Below are 14,055 nucleotides of genomic sequence, written 5' to 3'. Positions count from 1 at the left end.
GCTATTATGAGCGCCTACCGCTTTTTTTTGTTTACTTCGATATTATGACTCAACTTGTCTTAGACCAACACTGCAGTCTGGCTCAATGGCTTAGCCATTTAGAGGCTTTACATCCACAAGAAATTGATCTGGGTCTTGATCGTGTGCAGGCTGTAGCGGCCCGCTTGAATCTAGATGCTTTGCCAGGAATTAAAATTGTTGTGGGTGGTACCAATGGTAAAGGCTCTACCTGCGCTATGCTAGAGGCAATTTTATTGGCTGCAGGTTATAAAGTGGGTTTATACACTTCGCCCCACTTATTGCGCTACAACGAACGTATTCGTATCAATGGTGCAAATGCACAAGACACTACCATCACGCAGCAGTTTGCCCGTATTGAAGCCGCGCGCGGATCTATCAGCCTAAGTTATTTTGAGTTTTCTACCTTAGCGGCTCTATTGGCATTTGCTGACGCAAGAGTGGATGTGATGGTGCTAGAGGTGGGTCTGGGGGGGCGGCTAGATGCAGTCAATATAGTAGATGCGGATTGCAGTATCATTACAAGCGTAGACATAGATCATATTGAGTATCTAGGTAATGATCGTGAACAGATTGCTTGGGAGAAAGCCCATATCTTTCGTTCTAATAAACCAGCTATCTGTGCCGATCCAGTGCCACCTGCTAGCATTCAACAATATGCTCAACAAATTAGTGCCGACCTATGGCAATTTGGGGTGGATTTTAATTACTCGGGCGATGCGCAGCAATGGGGGTTTGCAGGTCGGGAGCAACGTCGCTCTGCGTTGGCTTACCCCGCATTGCGTGGTGTGAATCAGCTACTGAATGCTTCTGCGGTTTTAGCGGCCCTAGAGGCGCTTCGTTTCCAATTGGTGGTGCCTGCTAGTGCTATACGTGAGGGTTTATTGCGTGCGGTGGTGCCAGGCCGAATGCAGATTTTGCCGGGTGAGCCAACCGTTATTTTGGATGTGGCCCACAATCCGCATGCCGCCGGCGCCTTAGCCCAAAACTTACAACAAATGCCGACTTCGCCTGGGTCTAAAACCATTGCCGTGGTGGGCATGTTTAAAGACAAGGACGTCAAAGCGGTATTGCAGCGTTTATTACCTTCGGTTGATATTTGGATTTGTGCAGAGTTAGCCGGGGCGCGAGCCTTGTCAGCAGAGCAATTGGCAGGCATGGTACAGGCTGTGGCTGAGGCCGGTCTACCAGATCTTCCCGTCGAGAGCTCAAGCAGCCCTAAAGTGCGACCAGTGTTAAATCAGGTGGACTTAACGAAAATTGAAGTTCTAACTGCAGATTCCATGGTGCAAGGGTTTGTAAAAGCTCAGAGTCTGGCCACACTTAATGATAGAATTTTAGTGTTTGGTTCGTTTTTTGCAGTTGGGCCAGTGCTAGAGCATTTAGGACGCCTATAACATACATGCGACCATCTCGTGTCGTGTGATTACAATAACTACAGTTTTGTTTACATAAGGTTACACATGGGACTGTTTTCACGCAAAGAAACTGCTACGCCTAGAAAAACGGGTAGATCTTCTAGCGATGATCAATTGGTTGAAATGCGCACTAAAGCGCGGCACCGACTAATTGGTGCTGTTGTGCTTGTGCTTACCGCTATTGTGGTAGTACCTATTTTATTAACGGATCATTCCGAACCTAAGGTAGAGCAGCAAGTTAGTGTTATACCCTCTATTATCCCGCCCTCCGAAGAGCAATATCGTTTGTCGGAAAGTTTAGAGCAGCCCGTTTTTACAGATCGTATCGACCACAGTAACGATCCTGGGCTTATAGAGTCCCAGCCAGAACCCGTAGAAGAGCTACCTTTAGCTGTTGGCGACACCATCAACCCGGTCGAGCCCGAGCCTACGCCGCCTGCTACGGTCGAGAAGGAACCTAAACCGGAACCCAAACCCGAGCCCAAGCCCAAGCCTAAATCGGAACCCAAGCCTACTCCTTCGCAACGAACTGACGATGGTTCTGTTGCGTTGGCCTTACTCGAAGGGCGCGTGCCCCCAAGTAAACCTACCCCTACAGAGCGCGCTCAACAGGGTTCAGTTGTGGTTCAGGTTGGTGCTTACTCATCGCAAAGTGATGCCGAGGCACGTCGTGCCAAGCTAGCTAGCTCTGGGGTGTCTAATGCCTTTGTGGAAACTGCTACGGTTTCAGGCAAGCCTGCTTACCGTTTACGTGTTGGGCCTTTTCCTAGCCGCCAAGCCGCTCAAGCTGCTCAAGCGCGTTTACGCTCTTTAGGTTATGAGAACAGCTTTGTGTCGGGCCAGTGAATCAGTTTGATTATTTAATCCTAGCCATTGTTGGGTTTTCAGGCATATTGGGACTATTTCGTGGGCTTATTAAAGAGCTCATGTCGTTAGTGGCCTATCTGGTGGCTGCGGCTGCAGCTGTGTGGTGGGGGCCGCAGGCCAGTACTTGGATTGAAACTTGGATCACCAATCCATTGATTCGCTCCGCTGTTGCTTACCTTCTTGTTTTTATAATGGCACTGCTAGGGGTGGGTTTGATCAATATGGCTTTAAGTGCATTGATTGAGCGCACAGGTTTAAGTACTGCGGATCATGGCTTCGGTATGCTGTTTGGGGTACTACGCGGGATTGTACTGGTGCTAGTCTTGGTAACGGCAGCAGGCTATACACAAATGCCTACCGAACCATGGTGGCATGAGTCCAGTTTTGTAAAAACTGCCATCCAGCTCATAATGCGTATAAAATTGTATTTGCCACCCGATATCGCTGCGTGGTTACCTTATTAAATCTTATGGGTTGAACAATTATGTCAGGAGTAGTAGGGGTCGTGGCCCAAGGGCCTGTGAATCAGCTGATTTACGATAGTTTGTTGCTATTACAGCACCGCGGCCAAGATGCAGCAGGAATTACTACCTACAACCAATCTTTTTTTCATACACATCGTGGCCCAGGCCTAGTCCGAGATGTATTCCGTACCCGGAATATGCGTAATTTAATCGGTACTAGTGGCATAGGTCATACGCGTTACCCGTCTGTAGGCAGCGCTGAAAATGCAGACGAAATGCAGCCGTTTTATGTCAGCGCACCGTTTGGCATTAGCTTGGTACACGATGGCAATCTAAGCAACTGGCGTCAGTTGCGCCAAGAGCTTTTCAGTATTGATCGCCGTCACATCAATACTAACTCTGACTCCGAAGTGCTGCTTAATGTGTTTGCGCACGAGCTGCAGCGCGCCGCCGAAGGCGAGCAGCTCAACGCTGAAATTATTTTTAATACGGTACGTGCCGTTCATCGTCGTGTTAAGGGGGCTTATGCTGTTATTTTGCAAATTGCGCATTATGGCTTAGTGGCTTTTCGTGATCCCAATGGGATTCGACCTCTTTGCCTAGGTGAAAATAAAGGGGCCGCTGGTCCAGAGTGGATGCTTGCATCCGAGTCTGTGGCGATTACAGGCTGTGGTTTTGAGTTAATTGGTGATGTGGCGCCTGGCGAGGCAATTGTGATTGATTTGTCTGGTCAGGTCTTGCGTCAGCAGTGCTCAGCACAAACCCAGCTATCACCCTGTGTGTTCGAATATGTGTATTTTGCGCGCCCTGATTCAACCATTGATGGGGTATCGGTTTATGATGCTCGTTTAAAAATGGGTGAGTACTTGGGTGATAAGCTCGCTAAAAATTTACGCTTGGCAGATATTGATGTGGTGATGCCCATTCCGGATTCTGCGCGTCCATCCGCTATGCAGTTGGCCGCTCAGTTAAACTTGAACTACCGTGAAGGGTTTATTAAAAATCGCTACATTGGGCGTACTTTTATTATGCCGGGCCAAGCCGTACGCAAGCGTTCTGTACGGCAAAAACTCAGCGCCATCCCCATGGAGTTTAAAGGTAAAAATGTGTTGTTGGTGGATGACTCCATTGTGCGTGGCACGACTAGCCGTGAAATTGTAGAAATGGCGCGTTCAGCCGGTGCGAACAAGGTGTTTTTTGCTTCTGCAGCTCCTCCTGTGCGTTATCCAAATGTCTATGGCATTGATATGCCATCTAGCGAGGAACTAATTGCGTATGGCAAAAGCATAGATCAAGTAGCCGAGGAAATAGGGGTAGATGGTTTAATTTACCAAGACTTAGCCGACTTAGAGCAAGCGCTGTGGGACTTAAACCCTGATTTCAATCGCTTTGAGTCCTCTTGTTTTGATGGTGATTATGTCACAGGGGATATCAACCACTCTCCATTGCTTGAAGACTAAATAAAGCCTAAAAAAACAGCCACTGCAGTGTATTGCAGTGGCTGTTTTATTGCGGTAACCATAAAGCTATTTGCTGCGCACAAGTCCATACAGCATCACAGCGCCTATAATAACAAACAGCAAGAGTGCCCATAAGGCGTACTCAAGTCCAAACACATGCACAGTAGCGTCCATGCAGGTGCTGTAAATTCCAAACAACCAAGGTAAAGCAGACTCCAGACCAGATTGAGTCATAAACCGATCGGCGAAGGTCATATCGCAGGAAAACAATTTAGCGGCTACGTTATATTGATACCAGGCGGATAGCACTCCTCCTATTGCTGTCAGAGCACTTAATAACCCAAACAATTGACTTAAAAAGCGCAGCTTTAAGCTAGCAACCAAATAGCCAAAAATAGAAAACGCAAGCACAACGATTAAAAGCAGGCGTTGAAATACGCACCAAGCGCAGGGCCGCATAGCAAATACGTGCTGAGACACCAGAGCGATGATTAGGGCACCTAGGCTAAGAAAAATACTATATGAAAAGAAACGAGTTGACATAAGGTTTATAGAAAAAGTTGGGTTGTATGTTTGGCGGCTTCAACCAAAAGATTAATCGTCACCTCAGAAAAACCATCCCACACAATCTGTACGCCTAAGCATAATAAAATAAAAGCGGAAAGGCGCATCAAGACCGCGGTGCCATTGCTGCCCAAGCGAGTCAAAATAGGGGCGGCATAGCGCAAACAAAAAAGCACAATGAGCGCTACGACGGCTAAGGCCAAGATTGCAGCAGTTAGCTTTGTGATGCTGCCAATAGTACTGCTGTCGCTTAGGGTGGCACCGACTGTAATGGTGGCGGCGATGGAGCCGGGTCCGCATAGCATGGGAAAAGTTAAGGGGTAAAAGGCTTGAGACTGCACGCGTGCCCATGAGTACCCCTCTGCCATATCCTTTGCTTGCTCTGTATCAGAGCTAGTCGCATTGACTAAGTTCCATGCGGTAGCAATAACGAGTAATCCGCCACCAATACGGATAATAGGTAACGAGATGCCAAAAAACTCCAACACTAAATTGCCCGATAGCATGGCAGCTAACAGCATAAAGAAAATATTTACGCCTAATTTGCTTGCGAGTTTTTGGCGATCGGCATTACTTACGCCCTTGGTAAGTGCCAAAAAAATAGGTGCAATAGCAGGGGGGTTAATAATGGGCAACACGGTCGCCACCGTAAATAAAAAACTACGGCTGAAATCAGAAAGTAAGGGGCTCAAGTCCATGGGGTCGGGCTCAGATCCATTAAAGAGCGGCTCGAAGGGTGCGCTCTAGATGTTTATAAAAGGTATTGTGATGTAGGTCTTCGCTATGGACAATAAAGGTATCTTCCACACGTTCGCCTAGTGTCATGATCTTAGCCGATTTTAAACGAATACGTTCAGCCGTAAACACCTGAGCGATACTATAGAGTAGCCCTCTGCGATCCGCGCAAACAATCGAAATGCGCCATTTGTTGGCTTCACTCATGGCTTGGATATCTACTGTGGCAGGGATAGGAAAAACGCGAGCTCGGCGTGATTGGGCTTGTACATAAATGGATTCGTTGGTCAGCGTGTTGTTGGCTGCATGTTGTAGATGCCAAATTAAAGCCTGCTGAATAGATTGAGCCCACTGTGTGGAATACTGCGTGTAAGCAGGCAGTAGTAAGACAAAACTATCTAAGGCCCAGCCGTGTAGGGTGGTGTAGATACGTGCGTCTTGTACACTGAGTTGATGTTGATCGAAAAATGCACAAATGTGCATAAATAAATCGTCACGATCAGGCGTATAAATCATGAGCTGAACCGTCTCGCCTGCACCTACAGGGCGTAATTCGACCACAGGCTCTGGGTATAAAAGAGCGCTGTGTAAAGCACTGCCGTGCCAAACTATCTCATCGCTCTCATGACGCAAAAAATAACTAATATCCAATACATCCCATAACGCATGCACAGCGTCTGCGCTAATTCCTTGGCTTAATAGCTGACTTAGCGCTTGTGCTTTGCGTTGTGCTAAGACCTCGGAGGTAGCAGGATGATGTCCTTGTAAAGCAGCGCTGCTTTGTTTATAGAGCTGTTGTAATAGCTTTGCTTTCCAAGAGTTCCAAATAACGGGGTTGGTGCCCTTGATATCCGCTACGGTAAGCAAATACAGGGCCTGTAAGCGGCGTAAACTTTGCGTGAGCTGGGTAAAAGCTTGCACAATTACGGGATCACTAATATCACGTTTTTGAGCCACGGTAGACATGCTGAGGTGCTCTTGAACTAAAAAGCAGATGAGCTCTGTGTCCTCGGTATGAATTTGATGGCGTTCGCAAAATGCACGTGCATCTTTGGCACCGAGCTCAGAGTGATTGCCACCGCGCCCTTTGGCTATATCATGAAATAAGGCGGCCACGTATAACACCCATGGGCGTTCAAATTGTGCCATGAGCTCGCTAGCGAGTGGGTGCTCTTCGGCGTACTCGGCCAAAGTAAATCGGCGTAAATTGCGCAACACCATCAAGGTGTGCTGGTCGACCGTATAGACGTGGAAAAGATCGTGCTGCATCTGCCCAACAATATGGCGAAACTCAGGGATGTAGCGTGGCAGTAAGCCAAGTAAATTCATGAGCTTTATGCTTTGTAGCACGGCACGAGGTGCTTGCAAAATAGCTAGAAAAGCGCTTTGGTTGATGGGGTTTAAGCGAAACTTTTGATCGATTAGTTTCCGATGATGCCAAAGTGCGCGTAGAGTATAGGCACTTAAACTTTGAACGTTTGGATGCTGTTGTAAAAGCGTAAAGCAACGCAGGATTAACGTTGGGTCTTGTATTAAGAGATCTGCGTCGCGTAAATGCAATCGTTGATTGCGAATTAAAAAGGCGTGGTCTAGTTCGGTAATATGGGTGGGGTTAGCGCTAAAAAGTAATTCCTCAAGCCCCTGCATCAAAATCATGTTCATTTGATGCACCAGTCGGGCAGCCCAGTAGTAGCGCTGCATGAGTTTTTCACTAGCGCGTTGTGCGTTTAATTGGGTGAAACCATAAATGGTGGCAAGAGCAGGTTGGTACTCAAACAGCAGGCGGTCTTCGGCACGTTTAGTGAGTAAGTGCAGCTCGATACGCAAACGCATAAAAGCTTGGTTCGCCTGTTGAAGAGCCCGTACCTCTGCCTGACTTAATAAGTCACTTTGAGCTATTTCCCGCCAAGTTTGCCCTAGGTTCATGGCTTTAGCCAGCCATAATAGCACTTGTAAGTCACGTAAAGCGCCAGGCGACTCTTTGCAATTTGGCTCTAGTGCATAAGGCGTGTTTCTATAGCGAGCGTGGCGTTGCCGCATCTCGGCCAGTTTGGCCTCGTAGAAGTTTTTTGCATTTAATTGGGTGGCTAACGCACGTTGTAACTGAGTAAAAAGTGCATTATGCCCCGCAACAAAGCGGGCCTCTAGTTGAGCTGTTTGGGTCGCTATGTCTGTTTCTGCTACCTCAAGGCATTGGTCAATCGTGCGTACGCTAGTGGCGACCTTCAGGCCGCTATCCCATAATGCGGCAATAAAGCTTTCTATCTGTAAAGTATCTTGGGAGCTGGGCGGCTGTGCTAGTAATAGCAAGATATCCACATCAGAAAATGGATAAAGTTCTTGGCGTCCATAGCCGCCTACGGCTACCAGAGTGCAGTGCGTAGGTAAGGGCAGCAGAGCATAGAGCTCATTGAGGCAATGATCGGTGTAGGTGCTTAGACGCCGTAATAAGTGCTCAGGCTTAGGTCTTGCTCTAAAACGAGCGATTGCTTTGCGACGTCGCAGTGTGTAGCTATTGCGAATCCGGTCTAAGTCTGAGCGCATATTTATGCTTTAGTAAAGCCTTTAACAAAAGCGGGGGGCGCAGGCATTTCTGGTGATACGGTGAGCACTTCGTAGCCTGTATCAGTGACTAAAATAGAGTGTTCCCATTGGGCAGATAGGCTGCGGTCGCGCGTTACTACGGTCCATTGGTCAGGCAGAAGTTTTAGATCGCGTTTGCCAGCGTTGATCATTGGTTCGATGGTAAAGATCATGCCGGCTTTTAATGTTAAGCCAGTGCCCGGTTTTCCATAATGTAAGACTTGTGGGTCTTGATGAAACACCTGACCAATACCGTGGCCGCAATATTCGCGTACTACAGAGTAATTGTTTTTTTCCGCATGCTGTTGAATGGCATGACCAATATCCCCTAAGGTTGCCCCGGGTTTAACTTGTTCAATGCCTAACCACATGCACTCGTAAGTCACTTCGGTCAAACGGCGTGCAAGAATTGATGGTTCGCCTACGTAAAACATACGGCTTGTATCACCAAACCAACCGTCTTTAATAACAGTGACATCTAGATTAATAATATCGCCATTTTTGAGTTTTTTGTCACTGGGTATGCCGTGGCAGATTACATGGTTGACTGAGGTGCAAACCGCGCCTGGATAGGGTGGGTGACCGGGAGGCGCATACCCTACCGTAGCAGACTCTACATGCAGTACGTCGCGAATATAATCTTTACACAGTTGGTCAATTTCAGCAGTGGTTACACCTGCTTTAATAAATTGACCTAAATAGTCCAAAGTTTGAGCTGCAGCTTGGCAAGCAGCACGCATTTTATCCAAATCTGTTGGATCGGTAACAAGTTTGCTCATAATAGCTTGAGTTTAATAGTAAAAAGAGAATATAATTACGGGCTATCGTATGTCATTATTTGCGCTATAGCAAAAGATGCTTTGGTGTTTATGCCTTAAAGCACAATAGGTGCCTGTATTTGTTGGGTCTATTTTGCTTTTTGTATTGTGGCTTTGCTATATCGCTTTAGTCAGCTAATAACCTAAGTCTTTAGTTTAATACGTTGCACCGTAGGTGTCTTGTTTTATCAGACCTTAATTTTGACTGCGTCTTATTTTATTTGCAGTAAATCGCGCATTTAATCGTCTCAGGGTGTCTGGAACCGTAGCGTTAAAGCTGTAGTCCTTACTAGATACTGATTAAATGCAAGAACTAACCCTTGGAGAAATCTCATGTCTTTAATGCGTGAAATGCTAGAGGCTGGTGTACACTTTGGTCACCAAACCCGTTTCTGGAACCCGAAAATGGAGCAGTACATTTTCGGTCAACGTAACCGTATCCATATTATTAACTTGGAGAAAACGGTAGTTCAGTTCGTTGAGGCTCAAAAATACCTTAGCGATTTAGCTGCACGTGGCGGCAATATCCTATTCGTAGGCACTAAACGTGCTGCTCGTGAGATCGTAGCAGCCGAAGCCGAGCGTTGCGGTATGCCTTACGTAAACAGCCGTTGGTTAGGTGGCATGATGACCAACTTTAAAACTGTAAAAGCTTCTATCAAACGTCTAAAAGACATGGAAGCCCAGTTGGCTGATGGCGCTCTAGAGCGCATGACCAAAAAAGAAGGTCTATTGTTCGAGCGTGAAATGGAAAAGCTCAACAAATCCATCGGTGGTATCAAAGATATGGCTAAATTGCCTGACGCTTTGTTTGTAATTGATGTGGGTTACCACAAAATTGCTATCGCCGAAGCTCAAACACTAGGTATCCCTGTAGTAGGTGTGGTCGATACTAATCACTCACCTGATGGTATTGCAAAAGTTATTCCTGGTAACGATGACTCTGCTAAAGCCATTGCTCTTTACGCTCGTGGTATGGCTGACGCTGTTCTCGAAGGTCGCAACAAAGCCCTAAGCGGTTTGGTTGAAGAGATCCGTGGCGAAGAAGAGTTCGTTGAAGTCGAAGTCGAAGAGACAGAAAGCAGCAGCGAAGAGTAATCCCTACTTCTAGGGGGCAAAGCGCTATAGTATTTAGCGCTACTAAATATCACACTTGCCCCAGTCTTGACTGGGGCATGTTTTATAGAATTGGAGAAAATCGTGGCTCAAATTACAGCATCGATGGTTAAAGAACTGCGTGAGAAAACCGACGCGCCAATGATGGAGTGCAAAAGCGCTCTAGTGGAAGCAGATGGCGATATGGCTCGTGCCGAAGAAATCTTACGCGTAAAATTGGGTAGCAAAGCGAGCAAAGCAGCTTCCCGCATTACTGCTGAAGGTCTAGTAACGGTTTACATCGCTGACGACGCTAAAACTGGTTCTATCGTAGAAGTAAACTGTGAAACTGACTTCGTAGCGAAAAACGAAGATTTCATTAACTTTGTTGATGACATTGCAAAATTAGTTGCTGAAAAAGCGCCTGCTGATTTGGCCGCTTTAGCAGAGCTACCTTTCCGTGATGGTACCGTAGAAAGCGTGCGTACCGCTCTAGTAGGTAAAATCGGTGAAAACATCACTGTACGTCGCTTCCAGCAGTACGCTACAGATGCCAAGCTTGCCCAATATGTTCATGGTGGCAAGATCGGCGTAATCGTTGACTTCTCCGGTGACGAAGAAGTCGGTAAAGACGTGGCTATGCACGTTGCTGCCATGAAGCCTCGCGCTTTATCGGCCGAGCAGGTAGCTGCCGAGGAAATCGAAGCCGAGCGTTCTGTAGCTGCCCAAAAAGCTGCAGAGTCTGGCAAACCTGAAAACATTGTCGAGAAAATGGTTGAGGGTGCAGTAAACAAATTCCTCAAGGAAGTCACTTTATTATCGCAACCATTTGTTAAAAACGACAAACAAAGCGTTGAGCAAATGCTAAAAGAGAACAACGCAGCGGTTAGCTCCTACGCTATCTACGTAGTAGGCGAGGGTATTGAGCGTCGTAACGAAGACTTTGCTGCCGAAGTAGCTGCTGTAACTGGCGCCTAATTTACTTTAGTTGCAATTAACAAAGCGCAGGCGTGTTGCCACTAGGCAATACCTTGCGCTCTGTTTTATACTTTTAGTGTTTTCACTCTCGGAAAATTAGACATGAACACCCCCTTGTATAAGCGCGTTTTGCTTAAATTGTCTGGCGAAGCGCTAATGGGCGATGACGCCTTTGGAATTAACCGCGCAACCATTATGCGTATGACTGAAGAAATCTCCGAAGTCGCTAGTCTTGGTGTTCAAGTTGCCATTGTGATCGGTGGGGGTAATATTTTCCGTGGCATTGCGCCCGGTGCCCAGGGCATGGATCGTGCCACTGCTGACTATATGGGTATGATGGCTACCGTAATGAACTCGCTTGCTTTACAAGACGCTTTAAAAAATCGCGGATTGGATGCTCGCGTCCAATCGGCTCTAAATATCGAGCAAGTTGTAGAACCGTATATTCGCCCTAAAGCCTTGCGTTACCTCGAAGAGGGCAAGGTAGTGATTTTTGCTGCTGGTACAGGCAACCCTTTCTTCACTACGGATACCGCCGCTGCATTGCGTGGTGCTGAAATGGGCGCAGAGATTGTTTTAAAAGCGACCAAGGTTGATGGCATTTATAGTGCCGACCCAAACAAAGACCCCAGTGCAACACGCTATGCCCGCATCAGCTTTGACGAGGCCATTGTGCGCCGCCTCGAGGTCATGGATGCGACTGCTTTTGCACTGTGTCGAGATCAAAAGCTTCCCATTAAAGTGTTTTCTATTAATAAACTCGGTGCGCTCAGTCGCGCAGTGTGCGGTGAAGACGAAGGCACATTAGTGCACGTTTAATATAGGAATTGTTATGAGTCTTTCAGAGATTAAAGCATCAGTAGATGATCGAATGAAAAAGTCGATCGAAGCATTAGTAACAAGCTTGGCTAAAATCCGTACTGGTCGTGCTACGCCCGGTATCTTGGATCATGTCAGTGTAGAGTACTACGGCTCAGACGTTCCTGTTAGCCAAGTGGCAAACATTACAGTGGCAGATGCGCGTACGCTTAGCGTTCAGGTCTGGGAAAAGCACATGGCTCCTATTGTGGACAAAGCCATTCGCGATTCCGACTTGGGTTTAAACCCTATTCTTATGGGCGAGAACATCCGAGTCCCTATGCCTGCTTTGACCGAAGAGCGTCGTCGTGATTTAACACGTTTAGTGCGCTCCGAAGGCGAAGATTCAAAGGTAGCTGTACGTAACTTACGCCGTGATGCAAACGAGTCATCCAAACGTTTGCTTAAAGATAAAGAAATCTCTGAAGATGATGATCGTCGTTTTCAGGATGAGATTCAGCGTTTAACAGACAAATTTGTTGCGGAAATTGACAAGTTAGTTGCTGAAAAAGAAGCAGAGGTTATGACGGTTTAATACCGTCTGGATGGTGGCGATGCAACTTAGTTCTACTCAGACTATACCCGAAACCAGCGGCGTACCTCGCCACCTAGCCATTATCATGGATGGCAATGGCCGTTGGGCCACCCGACGTCTATTGCCACGCACAGCAGGTCATATGAAGGGCGTACAGACCGTGCGCCGTATTGTGGAAAGCTGTGGCCAAGCTGGTGTGAAATACTTAACTCTTTTCGCTTTTAGCTCAGAAAATTGGCGTCGCCCCCAAGACGAGGTCTCTTTGCTCATGCGCTTGTTTGTGCAAGCCCTTGAAAAAGAGGTCCACAAGCTACAAAAAAAAGGGGTGCGCTTGCGTGTTATTGGTGACCTAAGCCGCTTTGATGATCAGTTGCGTCAACTAATCCACGAGGCAGAGGCCAAGACTGCCCAGAACGATCACCTACACCTTACTATTGCTGCCAATTACGGCGGGCGCTGGGATATTTTAAACGCAACAAAGCAGTTGCTTCAGCATCAGCCCGAACTGGCCCTCAACCCAGCAGCAATCGAAGAGCAAACCTTTGCTCCGTATTTATCTATGGCTTTCGCCCCTGAGCCAGATTTATTTATACGTACAGGCGGCGAACAACGTCTTTCTAATTTTTTAATGTGGCAATTGGCGTATACTGAGCTATATTTTACCGAGGTCTATTGGCCAGACTTTGGCTCAGATCATTTACAGACTGCCTTTGAATGGTATGCCCAACGCGAGCGTCGTTTTGGGCGCACTAGTGCGCAGCTTTAATGCTTAATTAGGTTTTTTATGTTACGACAACGCGTAATTACAGCCGTCGTTTTGATTGCGCTGTTAGTAGGCGCTATCTTGGCACCCACGCCGTGGTTGCTGGTGCTTATTTTATGTCTGATGGCTAGTTTTGCATTATGGGAATGGCTGCGGCTTAGCTATAGCAATCAGTCTTGGCTTCCTGTAGTAGCGGCTAGCGCATTTGGGGTGTTTTCTCTTGTGCTTGCGCAGCAGCGTATAGCTGACCCCAGCCTAAACCTTATTCAAAAAAATCCCCTTGTTTTAATTAGTCCAGCCGTTATTGCGTATTGGATTCTTGGGGTGGGGTTAATGCTGGTCTTAGCTCAAACCCAACAGCGCCAAAATCGTCTTGGCTTGTCTTTGTTTGGTGTGCTTAGTATTGCCGTAGCTTGGCTAGCATTAGTGGATATGTGGCTATACCGTGGTGCTTGGTATTTGCTTTCAATGATGGCTGTAGTGTGGGTGGCTGATATTGCGGCCTACTTTACAGGTAAAGCCTTTGGTAAACGCAAATTAGCCCCCAAAGTTAGTCCGGGTAAAACTTGGGCAGGGGTAGGCGGTGCAGTCGTTGGCGTAATACTTTGGATCTTTATCAGTGCGAGTTGGTCTGGTTCGTTTGGGGCTGAGCTTATCCATAATTGGTCGTGGTTTGGCGCTGCAGTACTGGCCGTATTTTTGACTTTCTTCTCTATTGCTGGTGATTTGTTTGAGTCTTTACTAAAGCGTCGAGCTGGGGTAAAAGACTCAAGTCAGCTTTTGCCTGGACACGGTGGGGTGTTAGATCGTATCGACGCTCTGATTCCGGTGGCACCGTTGGCTGCGTTTGTGGCTGGGCCTTGGCTTCAGGCGCTATTAAAATAAGCCCTCAACTATTT

The 14,055-nt window shown here is 47.2% G+C and carries 14 protein-coding genes; 10 read left to right on the top strand and 4 right to left on the bottom strand.

Annotated features, from left to right (window positions below):
• Positions 1 to 44 precede the first annotated feature (44 nt).
• The 4 genes from folC to purF all read left to right on the top strand — a co-directional run bounded on the left by folC (position 45) and on the right by purF (position 4,227).
• Positions 45 to 1,415, top strand: a complete 1,371-nt coding sequence (folC, locus tag ACBP46_RS06110) for a bifunctional tetrahydrofolate synthase/dihydrofolate synthase (RefSeq protein WP_371015851.1) — start codon at positions 45 to 47, stop codon at positions 1,413 to 1,415.
• A 66-nt stretch (positions 1,416 to 1,481) separates the two neighbouring features.
• Positions 1,482 to 2,282 (top strand): SPOR domain-containing protein, encoded by an 801-nt coding sequence (locus ACBP46_RS06105; RefSeq protein ID WP_371015850.1) that lies wholly within the window; start codon positions 1,482 to 1,484, stop codon positions 2,280 to 2,282.
• Positions 2,279 to 2,767, top strand: coding sequence for a CvpA family protein (locus tag ACBP46_RS06100; RefSeq protein WP_371015849.1), 489 nt, complete (start codon positions 2,279 to 2,281; stop codon positions 2,765 to 2,767). Before ACBP46_RS06105 ends, ACBP46_RS06100 begins: the two co-directional genes overlap by 4 nt.
• A gap of 20 nt (positions 2,768 to 2,787) precedes the next feature.
• Positions 2,788 to 4,227: an amidophosphoribosyltransferase gene (gene purF / locus ACBP46_RS06095; protein WP_371015848.1), complete on the top strand. Its 1,440-nt coding sequence runs from the start codon at positions 2,788 to 2,790 to the stop codon at positions 4,225 to 4,227.
• A gap of 66 nt (positions 4,228 to 4,293) precedes the next feature.
• On the opposite strand, the gene ACBP46_RS06090 is transcribed toward purF, so the two are convergent.
• From ACBP46_RS06090 to map, 4 genes are read right to left on the bottom strand one after another with little or no spacing between them, the layout of a single operon-like run.
• Positions 4,294 to 4,770, bottom strand: coding sequence for a disulfide bond formation protein B (locus ACBP46_RS06090; protein WP_371015847.1), 477 nt, complete (start codon positions 4,768 to 4,770; stop codon positions 4,294 to 4,296).
• A gap of 5 nt (positions 4,771 to 4,775) precedes the next feature.
• Complete coding sequence (locus tag ACBP46_RS06085) at positions 4,776 to 5,489, bottom strand: MarC family protein (RefSeq protein WP_371015846.1); 714 nt, start codon at positions 5,487 to 5,489, stop codon at positions 4,776 to 4,778.
• 19 nt (positions 5,490 to 5,508) lie between these two features.
• Positions 5,509 to 8,070, bottom strand: coding sequence for a [protein-PII] uridylyltransferase (locus ACBP46_RS06080; RefSeq protein ID WP_371015845.1), 2,562 nt, complete (start codon positions 8,068 to 8,070; stop codon positions 5,509 to 5,511).
• 2 nt (positions 8,071 to 8,072) lie between these two features.
• Positions 8,073 to 8,888 (bottom strand): type I methionyl aminopeptidase, encoded by an 816-nt coding sequence (gene map, locus ACBP46_RS06075; RefSeq protein WP_371015844.1) that lies wholly within the window; start codon positions 8,886 to 8,888, stop codon positions 8,073 to 8,075.
• A gap of 372 nt (positions 8,889 to 9,260) precedes the next feature.
• On the opposite strand from map, the gene rpsB reads away from it, so the two are divergent.
• The 6 genes from rpsB (at position 9,261) to ACBP46_RS06045 (ending at position 14,041) form a co-directional block, all read left to right on the top strand.
• Positions 9,261 to 10,025: a 30S ribosomal protein S2 gene (gene rpsB, locus ACBP46_RS06070; RefSeq protein WP_371015843.1), complete on the top strand. Its 765-nt coding sequence runs from the start codon at positions 9,261 to 9,263 to the stop codon at positions 10,023 to 10,025.
• Positions 10,026 to 10,127: 102 nt separating this feature from the next.
• Positions 10,128 to 11,000, top strand: coding sequence for a translation elongation factor Ts (tsf, locus tag ACBP46_RS06065; protein ID WP_371015842.1), 873 nt, complete (start codon positions 10,128 to 10,130; stop codon positions 10,998 to 11,000).
• A gap of 102 nt (positions 11,001 to 11,102) precedes the next feature.
• Entirely contained in the window at positions 11,103 to 11,819 is a 717-nt protein-coding gene (gene pyrH / locus ACBP46_RS06060; protein ID WP_371015841.1) for a UMP kinase, read from the top strand.
• 13 nt (positions 11,820 to 11,832) lie between these two features.
• A complete protein-coding gene (frr, locus tag ACBP46_RS06055; protein ID WP_371015840.1) occupies positions 11,833 to 12,393 on the top strand; it encodes a ribosome recycling factor in 561 nt (186 codons plus the stop codon).
• Positions 12,394 to 12,412: 19 nt separating this feature from the next.
• On the top strand, positions 12,413 to 13,159 hold the full coding sequence (locus ACBP46_RS06050; protein ID WP_371015839.1) for an isoprenyl transferase: 747 nt from the start codon (positions 12,413 to 12,415) through the stop codon (positions 13,157 to 13,159).
• Between the two features lie 18 nt (positions 13,160 to 13,177).
• On the top strand, positions 13,178 to 14,041 hold the full coding sequence (locus ACBP46_RS06045) for a phosphatidate cytidylyltransferase (protein WP_371015838.1): 864 nt from the start codon (positions 13,178 to 13,180) through the stop codon (positions 14,039 to 14,041).
• The last annotated feature ends 14 nt before the right edge of the window (positions 14,042 to 14,055 follow it).

This window comes from Paenalcaligenes hominis, from assembly GCF_041359055.1.
Taxonomy (GTDB): domain Bacteria; phylum Pseudomonadota; class Gammaproteobacteria; order Burkholderiales; family Burkholderiaceae_B; genus Paenalcaligenes; species Paenalcaligenes hominis_A.
Note: the sequence above shows the minus strand (reverse complement) of the source record. Positions and strands in the feature narration are given on the sequence as shown.

Excerpts from the sequence above, each read along its gene's own strand:
- folC (WP_371015851.1), top strand. The coding sequence starts at position 45 with ATGACTCAACTTGTCTTAGACCAACACTGCAGTCTGGCTCAATGGCTT.
- ACBP46_RS06105 (WP_371015850.1), top strand. The coding sequence starts at position 1,482 with ATGGGACTGTTTTCACGCAAAGAAACTGCTACGCCTAGAAAAACGGGT.
- purF (WP_371015848.1), top strand. The coding sequence starts at position 2,788 with ATGTCAGGAGTAGTAGGGGTCGTGGCCCAAGGGCCTGTGAATCAGCTG.
- ACBP46_RS06090 (WP_371015847.1), bottom strand. The coding sequence starts at position 4,770 with ATGTCAACTCGTTTCTTTTCATATAGTATTTTTCTTAGCCTAGGTGCC.
- ACBP46_RS06085 (WP_371015846.1), bottom strand. The coding sequence starts at position 5,489 with ATGGACTTGAGCCCCTTACTTTCTGATTTCAGCCGTAGTTTTTTATTT.
- ACBP46_RS06080 (WP_371015845.1), bottom strand. The coding sequence starts at position 8,070 with ATGCGCTCAGACTTAGACCGGATTCGCAATAGCTACACACTGCGACGT.
- map (WP_371015844.1), bottom strand. The coding sequence starts at position 8,888 with ATGAGCAAACTTGTTACCGATCCAACAGATTTGGATAAAATGCGTGCT.
- rpsB (WP_371015843.1), top strand. The coding sequence starts at position 9,261 with ATGTCTTTAATGCGTGAAATGCTAGAGGCTGGTGTACACTTTGGTCAC.
- pyrH (WP_371015841.1), top strand. The coding sequence starts at position 11,103 with ATGAACACCCCCTTGTATAAGCGCGTTTTGCTTAAATTGTCTGGCGAA.
- frr (WP_371015840.1), top strand. The coding sequence starts at position 11,833 with ATGAGTCTTTCAGAGATTAAAGCATCAGTAGATGATCGAATGAAAAAG.
- ACBP46_RS06050 (WP_371015839.1), top strand. The coding sequence starts at position 12,413 with ATGCAACTTAGTTCTACTCAGACTATACCCGAAACCAGCGGCGTACCT.
- ACBP46_RS06045 (WP_371015838.1), top strand. The coding sequence starts at position 13,178 with ATGTTACGACAACGCGTAATTACAGCCGTCGTTTTGATTGCGCTGTTA.